We start from the raw sequence: 16192 nt of genomic DNA on the forward strand, positions 1-16192 counted from the left end.
GCGTGGCGAAACTTCCTCGTAGTCCCCCGTGCACGATGCCGCCGTCGATCCGTTCGGCTTCAATCGCGGCCAACGAGCACAGCCTTCACCCGAGCATTCTCCGGCTGAGATCGCTGCCGCAGCAGCAAATATCGTCTCCCTCATTCCGATCGTAGGCACAGGAGGCAGAGTCGGCGGAGCTGCCGTGCAAGAAGCGGTGGAGGCTGTTCTGCGGCGCGGCGGAACCGCCGCAGACGCCGAAGCCGCAGGTCGCAGGGCAGCCGCCACCGCCGGTGAGGCCGGGAATAGAGCCCCTAGCGATCCGACTATTCCCGTCGGAGACAGACCGGCCTCGACGCCTGTGGGTGGGCGCGGAGATCGCGAAATAAATGTAAAGCCCGGAACCAATCGTCCTGGAATAGTCAACGGTCGTGAATATACGGGGCATGCGTTCGACCGAATGCAAGAGCGCGGCATACTTCCATCCCTGGTTGAACAGGCCATTCGTGAAGGGTTGGCGACCCCGAGCAGAGGAAACACGACCGTGATCTATGATTCGATAAACAACCTATCAGTTATCATCAATGAAACGGGCAGAGTTGTGACCACCTCATTTGGCAATTTATCGGGAAAGTGAAAAACATGACGGATCAATCAATTTACCGCCTGGAAGCTGAGCAGGTTAATCGTGATTATTGTGACGGAAAAATATCCTTGCATGCGCTAGTTGAAATATTCGAGAGGTACGTCAGAGAACGCGAATCGGAGCGTGCATCAGATTCCGAAACCCTGAGGGGGGCCTGGGGTCAAATTGAAATAATGAATGCAATTAACCAGGATGATCCTTCGAATTCGAGCAAAAATGAGTCGGAGGTGCGAGAAGTTATTCAAGAATTCTTGGACTTGCTTCCGTAGTCTCTTTTCTCGGTCCATGGGCGACTAATCAAGGCAGGCTTTGACTCACTTGCGCGACCAGTGTCATGTCAAGTGACACTGGCCAGCAGTTGCTTATTGTGATGCGGGAGCAGATTAGGATTCGCAGGCTGACGGTTCAGACGTCTTCACCTTCGAGGGCGGCCATCCATTTGCCCTGATCACCGATCACGACTACCTCGCCTACCGCATCCCAGTGGAACACGACCACATCCTGATGATTCCAGGTAAAACCGACTACCTGTACAGCAGCGCAGGCGTCCGTATGCCTGCCTGGCGTGTCACCTTGTCTTCGGAACAGAAGAAGTTACTTTCAGTATTCGAAAGCGCTCGTGACGTCGTCTCAGGCGAACTGGACGTAATGGAGCAGAGCGACCGGCACGGCAACGCCGCCTAAGTCTGCAGCTCATTCCACTTTTCGAGCATCCGTCTCGTCTGGACAGTTAAGTTTGAATGCCATCCACTTGCCTCGGTCAAAATGATTTTCATTTTCAATAACAGAGGTGCGCCGAGTCCACCTCATTCGTTCGCCTCAGGGGTCGGTTGTGGATGCGTTATTACGCAGCGGTACAGGGAATTCCCGCACGCATCGGTGCCCGTTTGCAGTCCTCACAAAAGTCGTCCGGGATAACGTCGCCTGTTCAACACTCGGCGACAAACGTGGCCACGGGAAACGAAAAATACTCCGCCCCGCCACAGGAAGAGCGAAGCATCAATTCGACGGCGGAGGGTATTACCAGTTCTGAATGAAGAAGAACTGCTGTGAACCCCTCGCCGGGTTGAGTACGCCGAGAGATATTTCTCCACCACGGGAGGCTGCTTCGTTGGCGAACTGGTCGAGACGTCCCCAGACGACGTTGGGGCCGCTCTCGAAGCGCGATCCTGGTGCGAGGCGCACGCCGATCTGGGTGGAGTTAGTGATGCTTTCGATCGCAGCGCCCGCATTGAGCTGGCCGAACAATGCCGTCTCACCCTGGTTCAGCTGCACGCCGATGCGCCCGTTGTCGGCGATCGGAGTAACAGCTGATGCTGCGCCCGCGCCGCTGAGTGCGATGGCTGCGATACCGGCAGGTATCAATGCGGCCGCGGTAATCATCTTGCGTAGGTGCGTCATTCGGCTTCTCCCTCGTCGGTGGCCCACTCGAGTTGCGCCTCCACAGGCCACTTTGTCTGATTCTTCCGGTAACAGTCAACGCCATGTCGCAAACAATGAGCAATCCACTGGGTTGGTTTGAGATGCAGCTCACTACTGGAAATCCGTTGAAGAATAAACTGTTTCAGTGAAACTGCTGGTCGAGATCGTGAATGCCAGAGAAGCGCGCGGGCTGTCGTTACGTTTCCGTTACTGCTCGGTCTGGCTGCGAGAAGGACACGCACTCGGTCACCCAGAAACGCTGCGGCACAGGAATTGTCAGAGCAAGAACCCGCGCAGAGGGTCCTCCGCAGTTGAGCGCCACTGTCAAGCGGTCTTTCATTCTTCGAGGGCGCGCTGCTTCGGCAGTGGGCTCTCGACTGTCAGAACCGCACGGTGAATACCACGTGGCGACGCTCTCGGGCCGCGCGCTGGAAAAAGTCCGCCACTTCCTGAAGCCAGCCCCAGGCGTACCCGCGCTCGTCGGAGCCGTACTCCGGGTTGCGGTCGTCGAGTGGCATTGCGTCGTAGCGCACGCCGAACTCGGATTCGGTGACTTCCGCCAGGTACGAGGAGACTTCGGCGACCCGATCGGGTGCCAGGTAGGTGACGAGTTGGTCGTCGGTGTCGGTGTTGAGGTCTTCGTCCCCCAGGATCACGCCGTAGGCCGGCCAGTTCTCGGACACGCGCTCGTACCCCGTGCTGGAGAGGGCGCACAGGATCGGATCCCACGCCTTGTCCGTGTCGCACGAGAACTCGGATCGGCCCGTCTCCTCGATGTCCTCGACCACAGCGCCGAGTTTGTCGTCGTCGCCGCGCGCGTCCAGAAGTTCCGCTGCCACGCTGTCTGACAGCGCGAAATGCACCCCAAGTTCCATGGCGTGATGCTAACGGCCGACCTGCCGCCGTCCCGCCGTCACTACAAGACGAATCGACTTAGGTAACGATCCTGCTCTGCCTCCGACCGAAGTTACCCATGGTGGGCCTGCTGTCATACATACTTCATCGGTGATTCCGACAAAACGGACCGGCCTTTCTGTTGTATCGCTGGTGATCCTCGTCGTCGCGGGGTTGCTGGTCGCAGCCCCTGCCAGCAGCGCCGCGCCGCCGCCTGACTGGAAATACACAATGGTGGCGTTCAGCAATGCCAGCGACCGCGACATGGATGTCTACGAGTCGGCCGACGGCACCGGCTTTCAGCTCGTCCAGCAGTCGGCGTACAGGCCGCCATCTGGGCTCGTGCGTGATCCGAGCATCTTCCGGAACACGGACGGGGTGTACTACCTCACCTACACGACGGGTGGTGGGGCGAACATCGGGTTCGCACGCAGCAGCGACCGCATCAACTGGACGCCGCTGGGGAACTATCCGGTTCCGTTTTGCTGCGCCTTGATGCCTGGCACGGGAGATGGCACCGGTTCTGCGAGCCCCCCGGGCTTCTCGGGTTCGGCCGGATTCAGCGACGGACCGTCGCTGTCACCATTCGTCACCAAGGCCTGGGCGCCTGAATGGTTTGTGGACGGCGATCGCGTCAACGTCATCCTGTCGATGTCGACCGGTGGAGGATTTGTGCCGTATCTGATGACGGCGTTGGAACCGTCGCTCCGGTTGTGGAGCCCGCCTGTTCCGCTCGCCGGGATCGGTGCGGACCACATCGACACCACCGTGGTCAAAGTCGGATCGACCTATCATGCGTTCACCAAGAACGAGACGAAGAAGGTCGTCGAGCATGCGGTCGCTCCTTCGGTGACGGGACCTTATTCGTTTGTCCCGCCAGGGAATTGGGGTTCGCTTGTCGAAGGTCCGGCCGTGGTTCAGTTGCCGAGCGGCGACTGGCGGATCTATCTTGACGCCTATACCGAAGGTAAGTATCTCTACTCCGACAGCACGGACGGGCTGAACACCTGGTCTCCTGTGCAAGAGGTTCCTGGGGTGTCCGGGACTGCACGGCATCTCGGCATCATGAGAGAACCGGCATAACTTTCGACCCCGAGTTGGTAAGGCTCTGATCAAGGACTCCGGTCTTGGTCAGAGCCTTTTCTCGTACTTGCGTACTACTTGTGTGCGTCGCCTGCGCTAATCAGTGATTGACAAGCTAACGATGCGATGCCAGTGGGTCCGACGAGTTCGCGCCGACCACGAAGTGAGTATCTCCGCGTGAGCTGTGCAGAGTTGCGCTCCCAGGCCCCGCTCGGGCGCCGTACTTCACGATTGATTGCCAAGTAATGCCTGTTGGTTTCATATTCAAGTACGCGCACTGGCTTGATGCCCGCATTTTCGGTCTCCAACTGCTCTGAGGCCCGCGAAATGCGGATTCAATTCGATTTGCCGCACTGTTTCTGAGGGATCTTCTCGTCCGTAAACGGTGACCTTGCTCATAGTAGGACCTAGGTCCTTTTCGCTGCTGATAGGCCTGTCGATATATATCTGTTACCGAAAGTTCACCCTAAATCCAAGATGGGGGAGATGGCGCGCTGGCGGGCAAACAGGACGATTGGTACCGTCCGGTAACTAATTCAGTTAGTTGTCGGCTACCGCTCTGGTTGCTGTGTCACGTGGAGGAGCAGTTCATGTCGATCGAATCGCAAAACGGCGTATCCCACCGTCGATCGAGGGCCGCGGTAGGGCTCGCGGCGTGTGCGGTTGCCGCGCTGTCGTCGGGTGTGGTCTTCGCAGGGAGCGCATCGGCAACGCCGACGGCGTTGGCGGACAAATTCGCGAGTACGGTCACCGATGACGGCTGGTCGTTGGATCTTGCCGCCACGAAACTGTCGGCGAATCCGGTGCCGAATCTGGCGACGACGGCGTTCACTCGTGAGGGGTTCGTGTCGGCGAAGGTGACCGGCACGATCGGTGGTGCGGGCGATTCGGCGGTGAAGACCGGTTATGTCGAGCAGGGGTTGCAGATCGGCTGCCAGATCGATGTTTCCTCCGGACTTGGCTTGGGGCTCGGTTTTTCGCTCGGCCCGTCTGTCGGTGTGAGTATTTCGGGTGTCCCGTCGGCGAACGTGGGTGTGAATGCGTCGGTGAATCCGAGTATTCAGTCGACGATTGCGCCGGGCACGATCACGACGATTCCGTTGGGGAAGAAGGATCTCGAGTCGTCGAAGGCGTCGATCACGGCAGAGAACGTGCACGTGAAGGTTGATGCGTGCATGGGGCCGGTGACGATTCGCTCGTATGCACAACTCTCGGTGTCGACGGCGACGTCGGACAACACGTTGTTCGTGTACTCCGATCCCACCTGGCTCTGACCCGCGCAGCCGTCGTCAGCGCTGCTGGCGACTATTCCCGATCCGCCCAGTCCAGGGGTGGTTACTCATCACGCCCACAAAGGAGAAATCATGAAGATTCGTACCTTGGCCACTGCCGGAACCCTCACCGCGGGTATCGCCCTGTTCGGTGTTCTCGGCGCCGGCGTGGCATCTGCTGCAACTCCGATCGTCGAACCTGAGCAGGGTCGGATCGGTCTGTCGCTCTCGAATGCGGAAACCGCGGCGTTGGCGGCGAGCCCGATCCCGGACGCCATCTCCGACATCGTTCCAGGCTCGCAGCGGTGGATTGAGCTCGCACCGGGCTCGGCGCTCACCGTCGGCCCCGATGGCAAGCTCAGCGCCCCCGACCGCGTAGTGATAGGCGAAGCCGCTGCCCATGCTGGTGGCTACGTCGATGTCTACCTGGCTGATCCGAACAACCCGGCCAACGCCGGGTACGTCACCCTGACCTACCAGTACTGGAACTGATACCGCGCCCAGCACCGGCGACCCGTTTTCCCCGCTCTCCCTTCCCATTTGGAGTTCCAGTCATGACCGTCAACAACGCCGAACGCCGCAGTGTCCAACCGGAACCCGCTGCCGTCGATAGCAAAGACGTTGCAGACGTTGATGACTGGGATCCGGAGAGTGAACTCAGTCCACTCTCCAAGGCTGTGATCGCTACGGCAGTCGGACTGGGGTTGCTGATCGCGGCATTCGCGGTGATCGGGAAGCTTGCCGGCTGGGCGAACGACTACGGGACGGTCCTGGTTTACCTGGCGTTCTTCTTGTGGATGTCGATCTCCGGACGGTTGTTCTGGTGGGGCGCAGACAAACTCATCGCGCTACTCCGAACGAAGAAGAGTGACAATCGTGGTGCGCACCGGTGAACTCCGGTAGACGACTTCGCCGGACTCTCGCGGGAGTGCTTGCCGCTGGGGCGCTGTTGACCGGAGCGGCCGGAGCGATCGGTGCGGGAATTGCACTCTCCGCCGCTCCGGCGAACGCGACGCCGGAAGAAGACTGCGCGGCGGTGCGGGCACGTGATCATCAGATCTACCTGAATCTCATCGCCTCACTGCCACCTGGCGCACCCATCCCGCCAGAGATCATCAACCCGTGCCTGAGCGCGCCGTCCACGACGGCGACAGCTGCGCCGACGACCACCGTCGGGCTCCCCGGTGCACAGGCTCCAGGCGGTGGCCCGAATGTCGGGGCCAATGCTCCGACGAACTTTCCCACCTACAACGGCACCCCCATCGTCCCTGTGCCGACGATCGAGGTTCCGCCCATTGCTTCCGAGTCCCCGGCCTCGGAAACTGGTGTCGGTGCATTCCCCAATGCATCGGCATCAGCGGTTCCCTCACCCACACCCACCCCGGGTGAGGGAACCACCACCGATCGTGGTCCCGGACCGATCCCCGCGGATTCGGATTCGAATATCGCACCGGCTCAAACGGTTCCGGTCCCGGCAGCAGATGTTTCCACCGCCGGGGAGGACTCGGGCCGTGACCGGTATCTCGAACTCACCCTGATCGGCGCTGCGGCGTTCACCGCCGCGGGTATCGGAGTGCGCGGGCGGCCGGGACCTTTCAGCCCCCGCACGCCCGAATCAGTACTCTCCCAGGCGGTCGGGACTGCCGCGTCGCCGTTGACTGCGTACGCACCTGGCGGACAGTCCTCGTTGCGGGTGTTCGATCCGATCACCGGCGGAAGCCGGTTCTTCTTCCTGATCCACGACGAAACGTCGTCGCACGAATCCGTGATTCCGGTGGCGGTGCCGCCCGGCGGTCACATGAGCGTCAACCAAGACGGCACGGTCACGGTCTTCGACGCCGACGGAAACCCGGTCTCGACAATCGATGCCCCGTGGGCCTACGACGCCAACGGCACACCCATTCCGACGCACTATGAGATCCGGGACGGGCAACTCGTCCAGGTCGTCGACACCACGGGTATCGAGAACGTGCTGTATCCGATTTTGGCGGACCCGCAGGATCGCACACAGAGCGGCAAGAAATCGCCTGCACCGGCGCGCCCGACCAAGATCTCCGGTGAGGACGACGGCACCCGCTCAGATGACGGTCCACATTGGAACGAGACACCGCAGGTCGAAGGCCACAAGGCCCCCAATCCACCAGTCCAGAAACCGATACCCACTCAACCACCGGTCCCACCCGCGGTCGAGCCCGAACCACAAGTCCCTGAGCAGGCTCCGGCGCAAGTGCCGGAGCAGATCCCGCAGCGGTCGCCGGCCGAGGACATCAGCGGAGACATCGGCGGGGACGGACCAGGTGCCGGGACATCCCCATCCATCGACCCAGCGCCCGCTACACCGAACGAAACCGACACACCCCAAGCAGAATTGGCAGGAATTCCGATCATCGGCGGCATCTTCAGTGCAGCCGAAGCCGGGCTCATGCTCACCGCTGGAATCGCAGCTTTGTTCGCGCAAATCCTTGCAGGTGTGGGTCTGGGGGATTCGGAACTGTTCGGCCGCATGGAAAGCCTCGAGGAATGGGCGCTCGAGGCCGGAGTAGATCTCGCCGAAGTGCTCGTGAAGGCTATGGCCCTGCTTTCTCCGCAGGATCAGGCACTTCTTCGCACTGTCCTTTCTCCGTTCGTGAAGCTGCCCCCAGCGCATGAGCAGGACACTCCCGGCCACGCCCAGCCCGGGCCGGCCGGACCTGCCGCGAAGCCGCCGCCTCGGAGGCCCACGCCGCGGCCTGTACCGCGTCTGCCTGGTGATCACGATCCGACCCAGCCGCAAGATCCCTCCAGCGAGCCGGATTCAGGCGATCCGGCAACACCGTCGGATCCGGGTTTCGAACCACCAGTAGACCCCGGCACCACCGCACCTGGATTAGTTGACCCCGAACAACCTTCGGCTCCCGAACCTGGCGAGCAACCGGCCGTCGATCCGGTCAACCCAGGCCACATTCCGGTCGATCCCGAGACTCCCGGTGCGCCGACCCAGCCCGGACCCCCGGAGTTCGACCCCTTTGATCCCGACCCGAGCACGATCGCCGATCCGACGGTCCGCCCAGATCCCACCGAACGTTCATCCGTCGAGCGGGTACTAGCGTCGAACTTCATTCACGCGGTGCAAGAAGTCGTAGATTCACTCACCGATGGTGCCGAGACAAGTCCAGAATCACCTCCGCAGCAGTCATCTGATTCGGGTGAGGCTGCACCCGAGGATTCTCGCTTGGATTCCGAAGGCAACCCGCTGACGGCCGCTGACTTAGCTCAATTGTATGCGTCGCTGCGTCGAAAAACGCCGACAAATGTGATCCGCGACATAGTTAACCTCGATCACGAAGGTGGCGGACCGGACCCGGTTCTTCCCGGGCTCACATTGCCCGACGTCCTCGAGGCGGATCACACCGTACCGATGAGGGTCATATTCGACATGCCTGGCTTTACGCAGTTGACCTTCGAGCAGCAAATTCAAGTATTGAACTACGTCGATAACTTCCTGGGTTTGAGCCCGACTGCGAATACGTCAAAGGGCGCCAAGAGTTGGGCAGACTGGTGGGGCTATGTGAAGGGCGGAATCCCGGTTTCCCCTGAATTCCGGGATGCTATGATCGAAATCGAAACTCATCTTACTGAGGAAATTCGTCAAATGATATCTAGTATATTGAATGGAGTTCAGTAGTGGATCTGGTCAAGATTTCGCGGTATATCGACTCGCCCGTGCTTGTGGAGATTGACGACTTGACACCACTTGAACGTACGGCGCTTCCGAATTATTGGTTGGATGCGCTAAATGGTGACCTTGCAGCTCGAATTTCGGGGATATTGGACCAATGGGATGTATTTGGGCGACCGATATTGGGCGACACTTACAGAAACATTAAAGAGAATCTATCTGATGTTCGGTTGCTCAGGTCTGAAAATAGGTTTTTTCTTCTATATAAAATTAAAATGGCAGACGGGACCGATCTCTACTATTTGGGTACGCCACCGGTAGTGGATGGTGATGAACTTCCAGGGTATTGGAATAAATTTCCCCCCAGTCTAAAGAATTTCTATTCAAATTTGCACAACGGTTGGTACTATATTGCCGGTAAGACTGTCGGGCCACTGCCTCTTGAAGATATGTTTCGAATTGACAGCTTTGAATGGTCTATTCTGTACGGGCTGTCCCCTGAAGAGTACCCAGATCCGGCTCGTTGCATCGCGACATTCAGATCGGGCGGCGGCGGTTATCTTTGCTTGTACTTTGGTGAGGAATCGACAAGGGGTGTTGTGTGGTCATCGACGGAACCCCCTGAATTGGTCGATTACTCCACTTACCTTGATATCTGGACCAACGTCGGACTCGGTGCCTAGAGCCTGCGCCTTGGATATCCAGACTGGAGACAGTCTAAGAAATTTGTGTGCGGTCTTGCCCCACGTGGCACGTGCCTGGGATCCAGTCTCCCAAGAGCAGATGATCAATTTGTCTGACCAAAAGGGATCTCGAGGTCATGATCGGTTTCGGGGGGTACCTCACGCATCGACTCGTTTTCCTGCACCATTGCCGACGAATGGCTGATTGCGCTGGCGTTCAGGGTCGTACAGGGGCTGGCCGATATCTGGGACTCTCGCGTCACCGTGCTCTACCACCGGACCGAATCATCGCCTCAGCGCAAGGTACCCGGCGACGCGATCGTGGGCAGTTCGGGCTCGGTGGAGCATCGGCGACTACCGGCACCTTCAGAATCGGTCGAAAGGTGAGGTGGAGGTGGGATGGGAAACATACTTCCATTCAGGAGTTACGTTCGATCGCAGCAAACTCCCCCAATCTGCGGTGGTAGAGGAGCTGCCCACTGGCACGTTGATTCGGTTGGGGGACAAGCCAATGGAGGTCGCTGCCGCCGACATCGTGGCGGTGCGGGCGGCGTTGGGTTACCCGGTGTAGCGCCAGAGCCTGTCCAATTGGTCGATCGTCTTCGAGCAGGAGTGACGTTGTCTGCTTCATCTTTACGTCGCGATCCGGCGTCCGGATTGACCTTGAAAGTCATGGCGCGAAAGGGGCCGCCGGAAGCCGAATCGGTCACCGCAGTGCTGGCAGCGCGGTCGCAGCAGTTCCTTCGAGAGCTTGACCCAGTCTTTGACGTCGACATGTATCGCTCCGTGAGGAATGGCCTTCCCGACGGCGTTACGGTCGAGCAGGCGCTTGCATCGAATGGTGGACGGATCCTCACGCTTCAGGCAGAGAACTCCCTCGAGGCCGCAATGATCGAGAGCAGAAAGTCTCCTGATGCCGCAGGCGGGATTTACCCACTCTCCTTCGGGCATCAACTCAGGTTGTTCATCGACAACGGAAACATCGAAATTCTCATCGGATTCGGGGGTACGGCGGGAGCAGGTTCCTTACTTTGCACGTTCATCTGGCCGTACCCAGGGGGCTTCGCCGATGAATCTCTGATCTCACTGTCATTGAAACTCGTCCAGGGCATGGCCGATATCTGGGACGCTCACACAGCCGTGCTCTACCGGGATGCGGAACTCACACCTCAGTACAACGTGCCCGGCGACGCAACGGTGGGCAGTTGCACCTACTTCGGCCCTGAGATGCCGATCAACGAAACGCAGATCCCACCCACTGTCGAAGCTTTTCCGTACAAGAAAGGAACGATCGTCATCCAGCGTGATCCACGCGCCCCGTTGGTTGCCGACGATATCCGAAGCATCCGCGCAGCAGTCGGCCTGCCGGCCGAACGACCGGAGGTTCGCCTACCGAAAGGCTCGCGTCGGCTGTGACACCAGAAGTTACGGCCAAGCTCACGTCCGCAGGTGATGGTGTTCTTAAGAACAAGCTGCTCAGATAATGGAGGATGCGTTCGACGAGGTCATCGGGATGGAGAACATCAACATCATCGTATTTGGAGGGGAGTGAAAGTGCCTACGTCATCACTGCGCCGCAATCCTACGGCGGGCTTGACAGTGAAGGTCATTCCACGAAAGGGTTCGCCTGAAAGCGAGGCCGTCACGGCCGCGCTCGTTGCACGTTCGCTACGATTGCTTCGCGACATCGATCCTGTCTTCGACGTCGACTTGTACCAAACAGTAGGCGATGCACTCCCCGACGGCGCCGGAGTCGAGCAGGCCTTGGCGTCGAATCTCCGTCAGATCCTTGTACCTCCGACGGAAAAATCGATCGAAGCCGCATTGATCGAGCGCAGACGATCCCCCGATGCCACCGGCGGTATGTATCCCCTCTCATTGGGACGACATATGACCCTGTATTCACCCGCTGGAGACGTCAAAGTCGTTGTCAGTTTCGGGGGCACCTCAGGGTCCGGCGCATTCGCATGTGCCTTTGCCGACGAATCACTGATTTCGCTGGCATTGAAGCTCGTACAGGGACTAGCCGACATCTGGGACTCGCGTGTCACCGTGCTCTACCGCCGAACCGAATCATCGCCTCAGCGCAACGTACCGGGTGACGCAATCGTGGGCAGTTGCACCTACTTCGGTCCTGAGTTGCCGATCAAGGAAACGCAGCTCCCGCCCAGCGTGGAGGCATTTCCCTACCATGACGGCACAATCGTCATCCAGAAGAATCTGTCCACGCCGTTAACCGTCGAGGACATCCGAAGCATCCGCGCAGCAGCAGGACTGCCGACCGAACGACCGGAGATTCCTCTACCCAAAGGTTTCAGACGGCTGTGAGCCCTACGTTGGGCGCACTCGGGGCTGCCTGCAGGTAGGGATGGCGCGGACCGACCAGCCTGCCCGCAATTACCGCGCCGCGATCCCGATCCGGCTACGCACCAGCTGATCGACGCTCCGGGTGGAGTGCCACCGCGCGGCATACCCGCCATCGACGGTACCGTTCCACCTGCCGAGCATGATCAACCCTCTGTTCCGTCCGTGAATGAACCTGCACGCCCGGATCCCGCGATTCCGGAACCCTCGCAGATAGTGCTTGATACTGAGGGATGATGTCCGGACTGCCAGGTAGGCCGGGGCTAATTGTGCGGATGATTCGTGGGTCGGTAGTGAGGCGGTCAGCGGAGACCATACCGTTTTCGAAGGCGGGCGGTCGGCTGCGGCCTTTGTCTATGGCGTCGAACCCTTCGGCGATCCAGTCGATGTGGGAGATTCCGGCGCGGTCGAAGGCGCTGGGAGGTGCATCACATACTTCCCCGAAAGTACGGAGGTACGAATGAATTCTGGAATCTAGTTCCCCTGCCCACTTCTATACATGCACTCTTCACTCGATGGTGGGAATTTTATGCCGATATCTATAACTGATGCGCTGGAGTCCTATCCCGACATCCAGCGGGTCCTAGTCCCGACGCATCCAGGCCGATCATTCGACGTCTACAACACATACGACCCGCCGGCAGAGGCTGAAGAGGTGTCTCAGTATTGGAACCTAGATACCCTGCCGAGAGATCTCTTCGATTTATGGAGAAGTGCGAGAGAATGCAGACTTCACCACGATAGGGGCTTAGGAAAGGACGGAATAACACTCCTTTCTCCGCCTAAAGCTCGAGAAGTTACGGAACGCGAGCTGGAATTCTGGGATGACGAGGATGGGCGCTTCTTGAAGAGTGACATAATAATCGGCACAATGGTGGTCGAGCCAGATTTCATTGTATTCGACACAAGAAAAAACGACTTCAATGTTCTGTTAGCTTCAACTCTCGACGGACGTGAGGACTGGCCTATCGTGGGGCGGAACATTTCCGACTTCTTGCTGCGTTATCGTGATTTACCTGGAGAAAGCCACTGGCAGCGCTCGATCGTTTGATACACCGGAGAGCGAAGTTGGCTTCCATCCTCGAGGGAATCGATGGCTTGGCCATGTCGACCCCGAGGAAGGGGCGCGGTTCTGCATGGGAGCGGGTGTTGAAGTCTGCGGCGAGCAACCTTGGCCCAGAGTGGGTTGTGGCACGATCTGGCACTCAGGCGGAGTTGATCCATCTACCAGTGCGATGGTGGTTCAATTCCATTGGGTTGGATCCCAAACCGAATCGGGAAGAGCTGACCTTCAGTCATGCGCCCCTGATGAGAGAATTCACGCCGGGCACTATCACCTTTCGACAGAGTTCATATCAACCTGGTCCCACAGATTCTGCACCACCGAATATTCAGATGGACATCTTCGATACCCGCGGTGCTGCGGAGATCGTGCGCTGGTGGGCGCTTGGTCCGTCCACCAAGTTCTTTGCTGCACCGCCGCTTCCTGACTTGGTCGCTGCAGCCGAGCAGGCTTATGCCGACCGCGAGGAAAAGCCACGCCGGGATTGGATGATTTCGGCTGGACTGCGGGTGATAGCTGACACCGGTTCGCCAATCGAGGTCATCGACAGCGTCCTCTGGGAGTTGGCTCGCCGTGACGTCGGTGGCCACGTCCAAAGTTTCTGGCGAGTATTTCGCGCGGTCGCGGAAAACAGAGACCGACTAGCGACATTGCAGTGGCTGGACGAAGAACGACGTCGTTCTGTAGAGGATGCATACGGGCTTCGGGATTCTGCGTTTGCCGATGTGATTTTCCGTACTGAGGACTCGTAGCCGAGGGAAGTAGGCGTGAGGGAGTGGAATCGGATGGATCGCGCGCCGCGTCGGAGAACCGCTGGCGGTGCGCACAGTCGCTCCTTTTCGTCTACCAAATAATACGAATGGTCCTTTATGGCAAGCATGCACATGAGCGATGACAAGCCTAAGTCGCCGAAATCGGTCACTGAGGTCCTGGAGTCCCTGGGAATGGACCGGGATCAGTTGCGGGAGATGGCGATAGATGCGATCGCAGACCTGACTCCGAAAAAGGGGAGAGGCGCTGCGTGGGAGAAGGTGTTGGGAGCGGCGGTTAAGAAGCTCGGGCCGAACTGGACGATCATCGGGAGCGGGTTGCGAGCCAAGCTGCTGCACACTCCGGTGCGATGGTTTTTCGACACCGTCGGGATCGATCCGATTCCCAACCGTGAGAAACTGACGATTACTCACCTACCACTCATCGAACCCCTCGATCCCGGAACACTCACTGAGTGGCAGGACCACTACGACAGCAGGCATAGCGGACACGACTACCGTGGCCGCCAGATTGATATCTTTGATACCGTCTCCGCTGCCGAGCTAGTGATCTGGTGGGCTGAGGGGCCAGCATCCGAGCTGTTCGACGCACGATCGGTGGAGGCACTCACCCCACTCCGTGAGAAGCAGTACCTTGAGCGCAATCAGTCGGGTCCAGCACGCTGGACAATCTTGGCGGGGCTGCGTGTGATCACTGACACCGGTTCACCGCTCGAGGTTATCGACAACGCGATTGAATACTTCCGCGGCCGGGCTGCCGACCCGGCAGGTCCACTTGTCATGTTCTGGGAACAGTTTCGTGAGGTCGCTGCTGCCGGTGATCGAGAGAGGACACTGCGGTGGCTCGACGAGCATCGACGTGCCACGGTACGTGAGCACTGCGCGCTACCGGCGGTGTTCGCCGACGTTCTCGAAGACCTGGGCAACGGCTAGCCATGTGAGTACAAGAATCTCGAATTTACTTCGACCACAACACTTCAAGAGGAGAAATCAATGGACCACTGGGTCGTCGTCCCGGAACAGCCAGGGTTTGTCGGGGATCGCACAGTTGTCGATACCGCAACCTCGCCGCCGACCGTGGAGAGGGCGCACTTCGTGTTGACCCGGCAACCTACCGACGGACTGATCGGTGCCGGCCCGCTGGTGTTGGTGGACCGTGAGACCGCGGAAGCGTTCGAGGACAACGTCTTCGGTGAAGTGTCCCTTCATCCGGCGGACCTCGATACGGACCCGGCGTCGGGGTTGTTGCGGGTTCCCGACTTCGTGTGGTGTCAGGTGCATGGGCAAGCGGGGATGCTCGATATCGGCCTCACCGAGGACGGCCGCCTGGTGATGTCGGGGCAAGCGTTGTTGGTGTTCCACTCTTTCGGTGGCGGCATCGACAACGCCACCATCTCCGAATGGCTCGGCTGAACCAACTTGCCCTACATATGCTTTGCCGTGGTGAAACTATGTGATGGCATGCCTTGAGCGCAGCGCGCTCCCCCAAGCCGCCGTGATCGAGGAACTACCCACTGACACGTTGATCCGGTTGGGAGACAAGCCTATGCACGTCCATGCCGCCGACATCGTGGCAGTGCGCGCAGTGTCGGGCTATGGAGATCAGGTCGGATTGGAAAGGACGGGGCGATGAGCATGTTCGGGCGGCGGCCGACGGTAGCCGGATATTGGGGCACGCGGGTGCAGTCGAGTCAGGAGGTGGCGCAGACGATGCGGGCTTTCCTCGATGATCTGGAAGCGGTCGACCCGGGGTTGGCGTTGCCGTGGGTCTCGACTGCCGAGTTCGACAAGGTGCCAGCAGATCTCAGTGTGGACGGGTTGGTGCGAATCTTCGAGTATTCCCGCTCGAAGGAGATGGGGTATTCGGACACCCCGGGACCGGGTTACGACATCGACTTGTCGCCCGAGGACGGGACCGCGCGCCGGGTCGGTGCCTGGGTCGGCGGGCTGGAAACCAGTGCTCCCAACAGTGTCCGGGTGTCGTTGCCGACGGAGAAGCAGCTCACCGACAGTACCCGGCGGTTGCTCGACCCGGATATCGGAGACGTGATCGTGAGAGTGATCGTCAAGCATTGGGATCCGGATCGGGCTCGGTGGAGCATCGGCGACTACCGGCACCTTCAGAATCGGTCGATTCAGAATCGGTCGAAAGGTGAGGTGGAGGTGGGATGGGAAACATACTTCCATTCAGGAGTTACGTTCGATCGCAGCAAACTCCCCCAATCTGCGGTGGTGGAGGAACTGCCCATTGGCACGTTGGTTCGGTTGGGGGACAAGCCAATGGAGGTCGCTGCCGCCGACATCGTGGCGGTGCGGGCGGCGTTGGGTTACCCGGTGTAGGCCCCGCAACGGGTCTGGA

16 protein-coding genes and 2 pseudogenes are annotated in these 16192 nt (G+C 59.3%); 16 read left to right on the forward strand and 2 right to left on the reverse strand.

The window, feature by feature from the left end; all coding sequences use genetic code 11:
- Positions 1-1645: 1645 nt before the first annotated feature.
- Together AC1Q6C_RS11355 and AC1Q6C_RS11360 are read right to left on the reverse strand one after the other, a co-directional pair.
- Positions 1646-2026 carry a hypothetical protein gene (locus AC1Q6C_RS11355; protein ID WP_030535797.1) on the reverse strand — a complete coding sequence of 127 codons (381 nt, stop codon included), beginning with the start codon at positions 2024-2026 and terminating at the stop codon, positions 1646-1648.
- Between the two features lie 401 nt (positions 2027-2427).
- The gene (locus tag AC1Q6C_RS11360) at positions 2428-2922 is read right to left on the reverse strand and encodes a DUF1877 family protein (protein ID WP_030535796.1); all 495 of its coding nucleotides are present in this window, start codon (positions 2920-2922) and stop codon (positions 2428-2430) included.
- Between the two features lie 250 nt (positions 2923-3172).
- On the opposite strand from AC1Q6C_RS11360, the gene AC1Q6C_RS11365 reads away from it, so the two are divergent.
- From AC1Q6C_RS11365 to AC1Q6C_RS11440, 16 genes and pseudogenes are all read left to right on the forward strand, one after another.
- Positions 3173-4024 (forward strand): glycoside hydrolase family 43 protein, encoded by an 852-nt coding sequence (locus tag AC1Q6C_RS11365; protein WP_007731746.1) that lies wholly within the window; start codon positions 3173-3175, stop codon positions 4022-4024.
- Positions 4025-4614: 590 nt separating this feature from the next.
- Positions 4615-5298, forward strand: coding sequence for an MspA family porin (locus AC1Q6C_RS11370; RefSeq protein ID WP_020968149.1), 684 nt, complete (start codon positions 4615-4617; stop codon positions 5296-5298).
- Between the two features lie 90 nt (positions 5299-5388).
- Entirely contained in the window at positions 5389-5787 is a 399-nt protein-coding gene (locus AC1Q6C_RS11375; RefSeq protein WP_003943955.1) for a hypothetical protein, read from the forward strand.
- A gap of 62 nt (positions 5788-5849) precedes the next feature.
- Positions 5850-6188, forward strand: coding sequence for a hypothetical protein (locus AC1Q6C_RS11380; protein WP_047272170.1), 339 nt, complete (start codon positions 5850-5852; stop codon positions 6186-6188).
- On the forward strand, positions 6185-8959 hold the full coding sequence (locus tag AC1Q6C_RS11385; protein ID WP_492666622.1) for a hypothetical protein: 2775 nt from the start codon (positions 6185-6187) through the stop codon (positions 8957-8959). The genes AC1Q6C_RS11380 and AC1Q6C_RS11385 overlap by 4 nt, the downstream gene beginning before the upstream one ends.
- Complete coding sequence (locus AC1Q6C_RS11390) at positions 8959-9636, forward strand: SMI1/KNR4 family protein (RefSeq protein ID WP_047272172.1); 678 nt, start codon at positions 8959-8961, stop codon at positions 9634-9636. The genes AC1Q6C_RS11385 and AC1Q6C_RS11390 overlap by 1 nt, the downstream gene beginning before the upstream one ends.
- 331 nt (positions 9637-9967) lie before the next feature.
- Positions 9968-10207: pseudogene (locus tag AC1Q6C_RS11395) on the forward strand (Imm52 family immunity protein); the annotation flags it as partial.
- Positions 10208-10254: 47 nt separating this feature from the next.
- A complete protein-coding gene (locus tag AC1Q6C_RS11400; RefSeq protein WP_230359415.1) occupies positions 10255-11052 on the forward strand; it encodes a hypothetical protein in 798 nt (265 codons plus the stop codon).
- Positions 11053-11190: 138 nt separating this feature from the next.
- Positions 11191-11964: a hypothetical protein gene (locus AC1Q6C_RS11405; RefSeq protein WP_230359416.1), complete on the forward strand. Its 774-nt coding sequence runs from the start codon at positions 11191-11193 to the stop codon at positions 11962-11964.
- 432 nt (positions 11965-12396) lie between these two features.
- A pseudogene (locus AC1Q6C_RS11410) lies at positions 12397-12549 on the forward strand (HNH endonuclease signature motif containing protein); the annotation flags it as partial.
- Positions 12500-13051, forward strand: a complete 552-nt coding sequence (locus AC1Q6C_RS11415; RefSeq protein ID WP_128637879.1) for a hypothetical protein — start codon at positions 12500-12502, stop codon at positions 13049-13051. The pseudogene AC1Q6C_RS11410 and the gene AC1Q6C_RS11415, both read left to right, overlap by 50 nt.
- A 17-nt stretch (positions 13052-13068) precedes the next feature.
- Positions 13069-13815 carry a hypothetical protein gene (locus AC1Q6C_RS11420; protein WP_492666623.1) on the forward strand — a complete coding sequence of 249 codons (747 nt, stop codon included), beginning with the start codon at positions 13069-13071 and terminating at the stop codon, positions 13813-13815.
- Positions 13816-13947: 132 nt separating this feature from the next.
- The gene (locus AC1Q6C_RS11425; protein WP_128637877.1) at positions 13948-14766 is read left to right on the forward strand and encodes a hypothetical protein; all 819 of its coding nucleotides are present in this window, start codon (positions 13948-13950) and stop codon (positions 14764-14766) included.
- Positions 14767-14826: 60 nt separating this feature from the next.
- The gene (locus AC1Q6C_RS11430) at positions 14827-15246 is read left to right on the forward strand and encodes a hypothetical protein (RefSeq protein WP_030535789.1); all 420 of its coding nucleotides are present in this window, start codon (positions 14827-14829) and stop codon (positions 15244-15246) included.
- A gap of 43 nt (positions 15247-15289) precedes the next feature.
- The gene (locus AC1Q6C_RS11435; RefSeq protein WP_155277918.1) at positions 15290-15466 is read left to right on the forward strand and encodes a hypothetical protein; all 177 of its coding nucleotides are present in this window, start codon (positions 15290-15292) and stop codon (positions 15464-15466) included.
- The gene (locus tag AC1Q6C_RS11440; protein WP_492666624.1) at positions 15463-16173 is read left to right on the forward strand and encodes an Imm52 family immunity protein; all 711 of its coding nucleotides are present in this window, start codon (positions 15463-15465) and stop codon (positions 16171-16173) included. The genes AC1Q6C_RS11435 and AC1Q6C_RS11440 overlap by 4 nt, the downstream gene beginning before the upstream one ends.
- Positions 16174-16192: the final 19 nt, after the last annotated feature.

It is taken from the genome of Rhodococcus sp. MT28 (genome assembly GCF_058792695.1).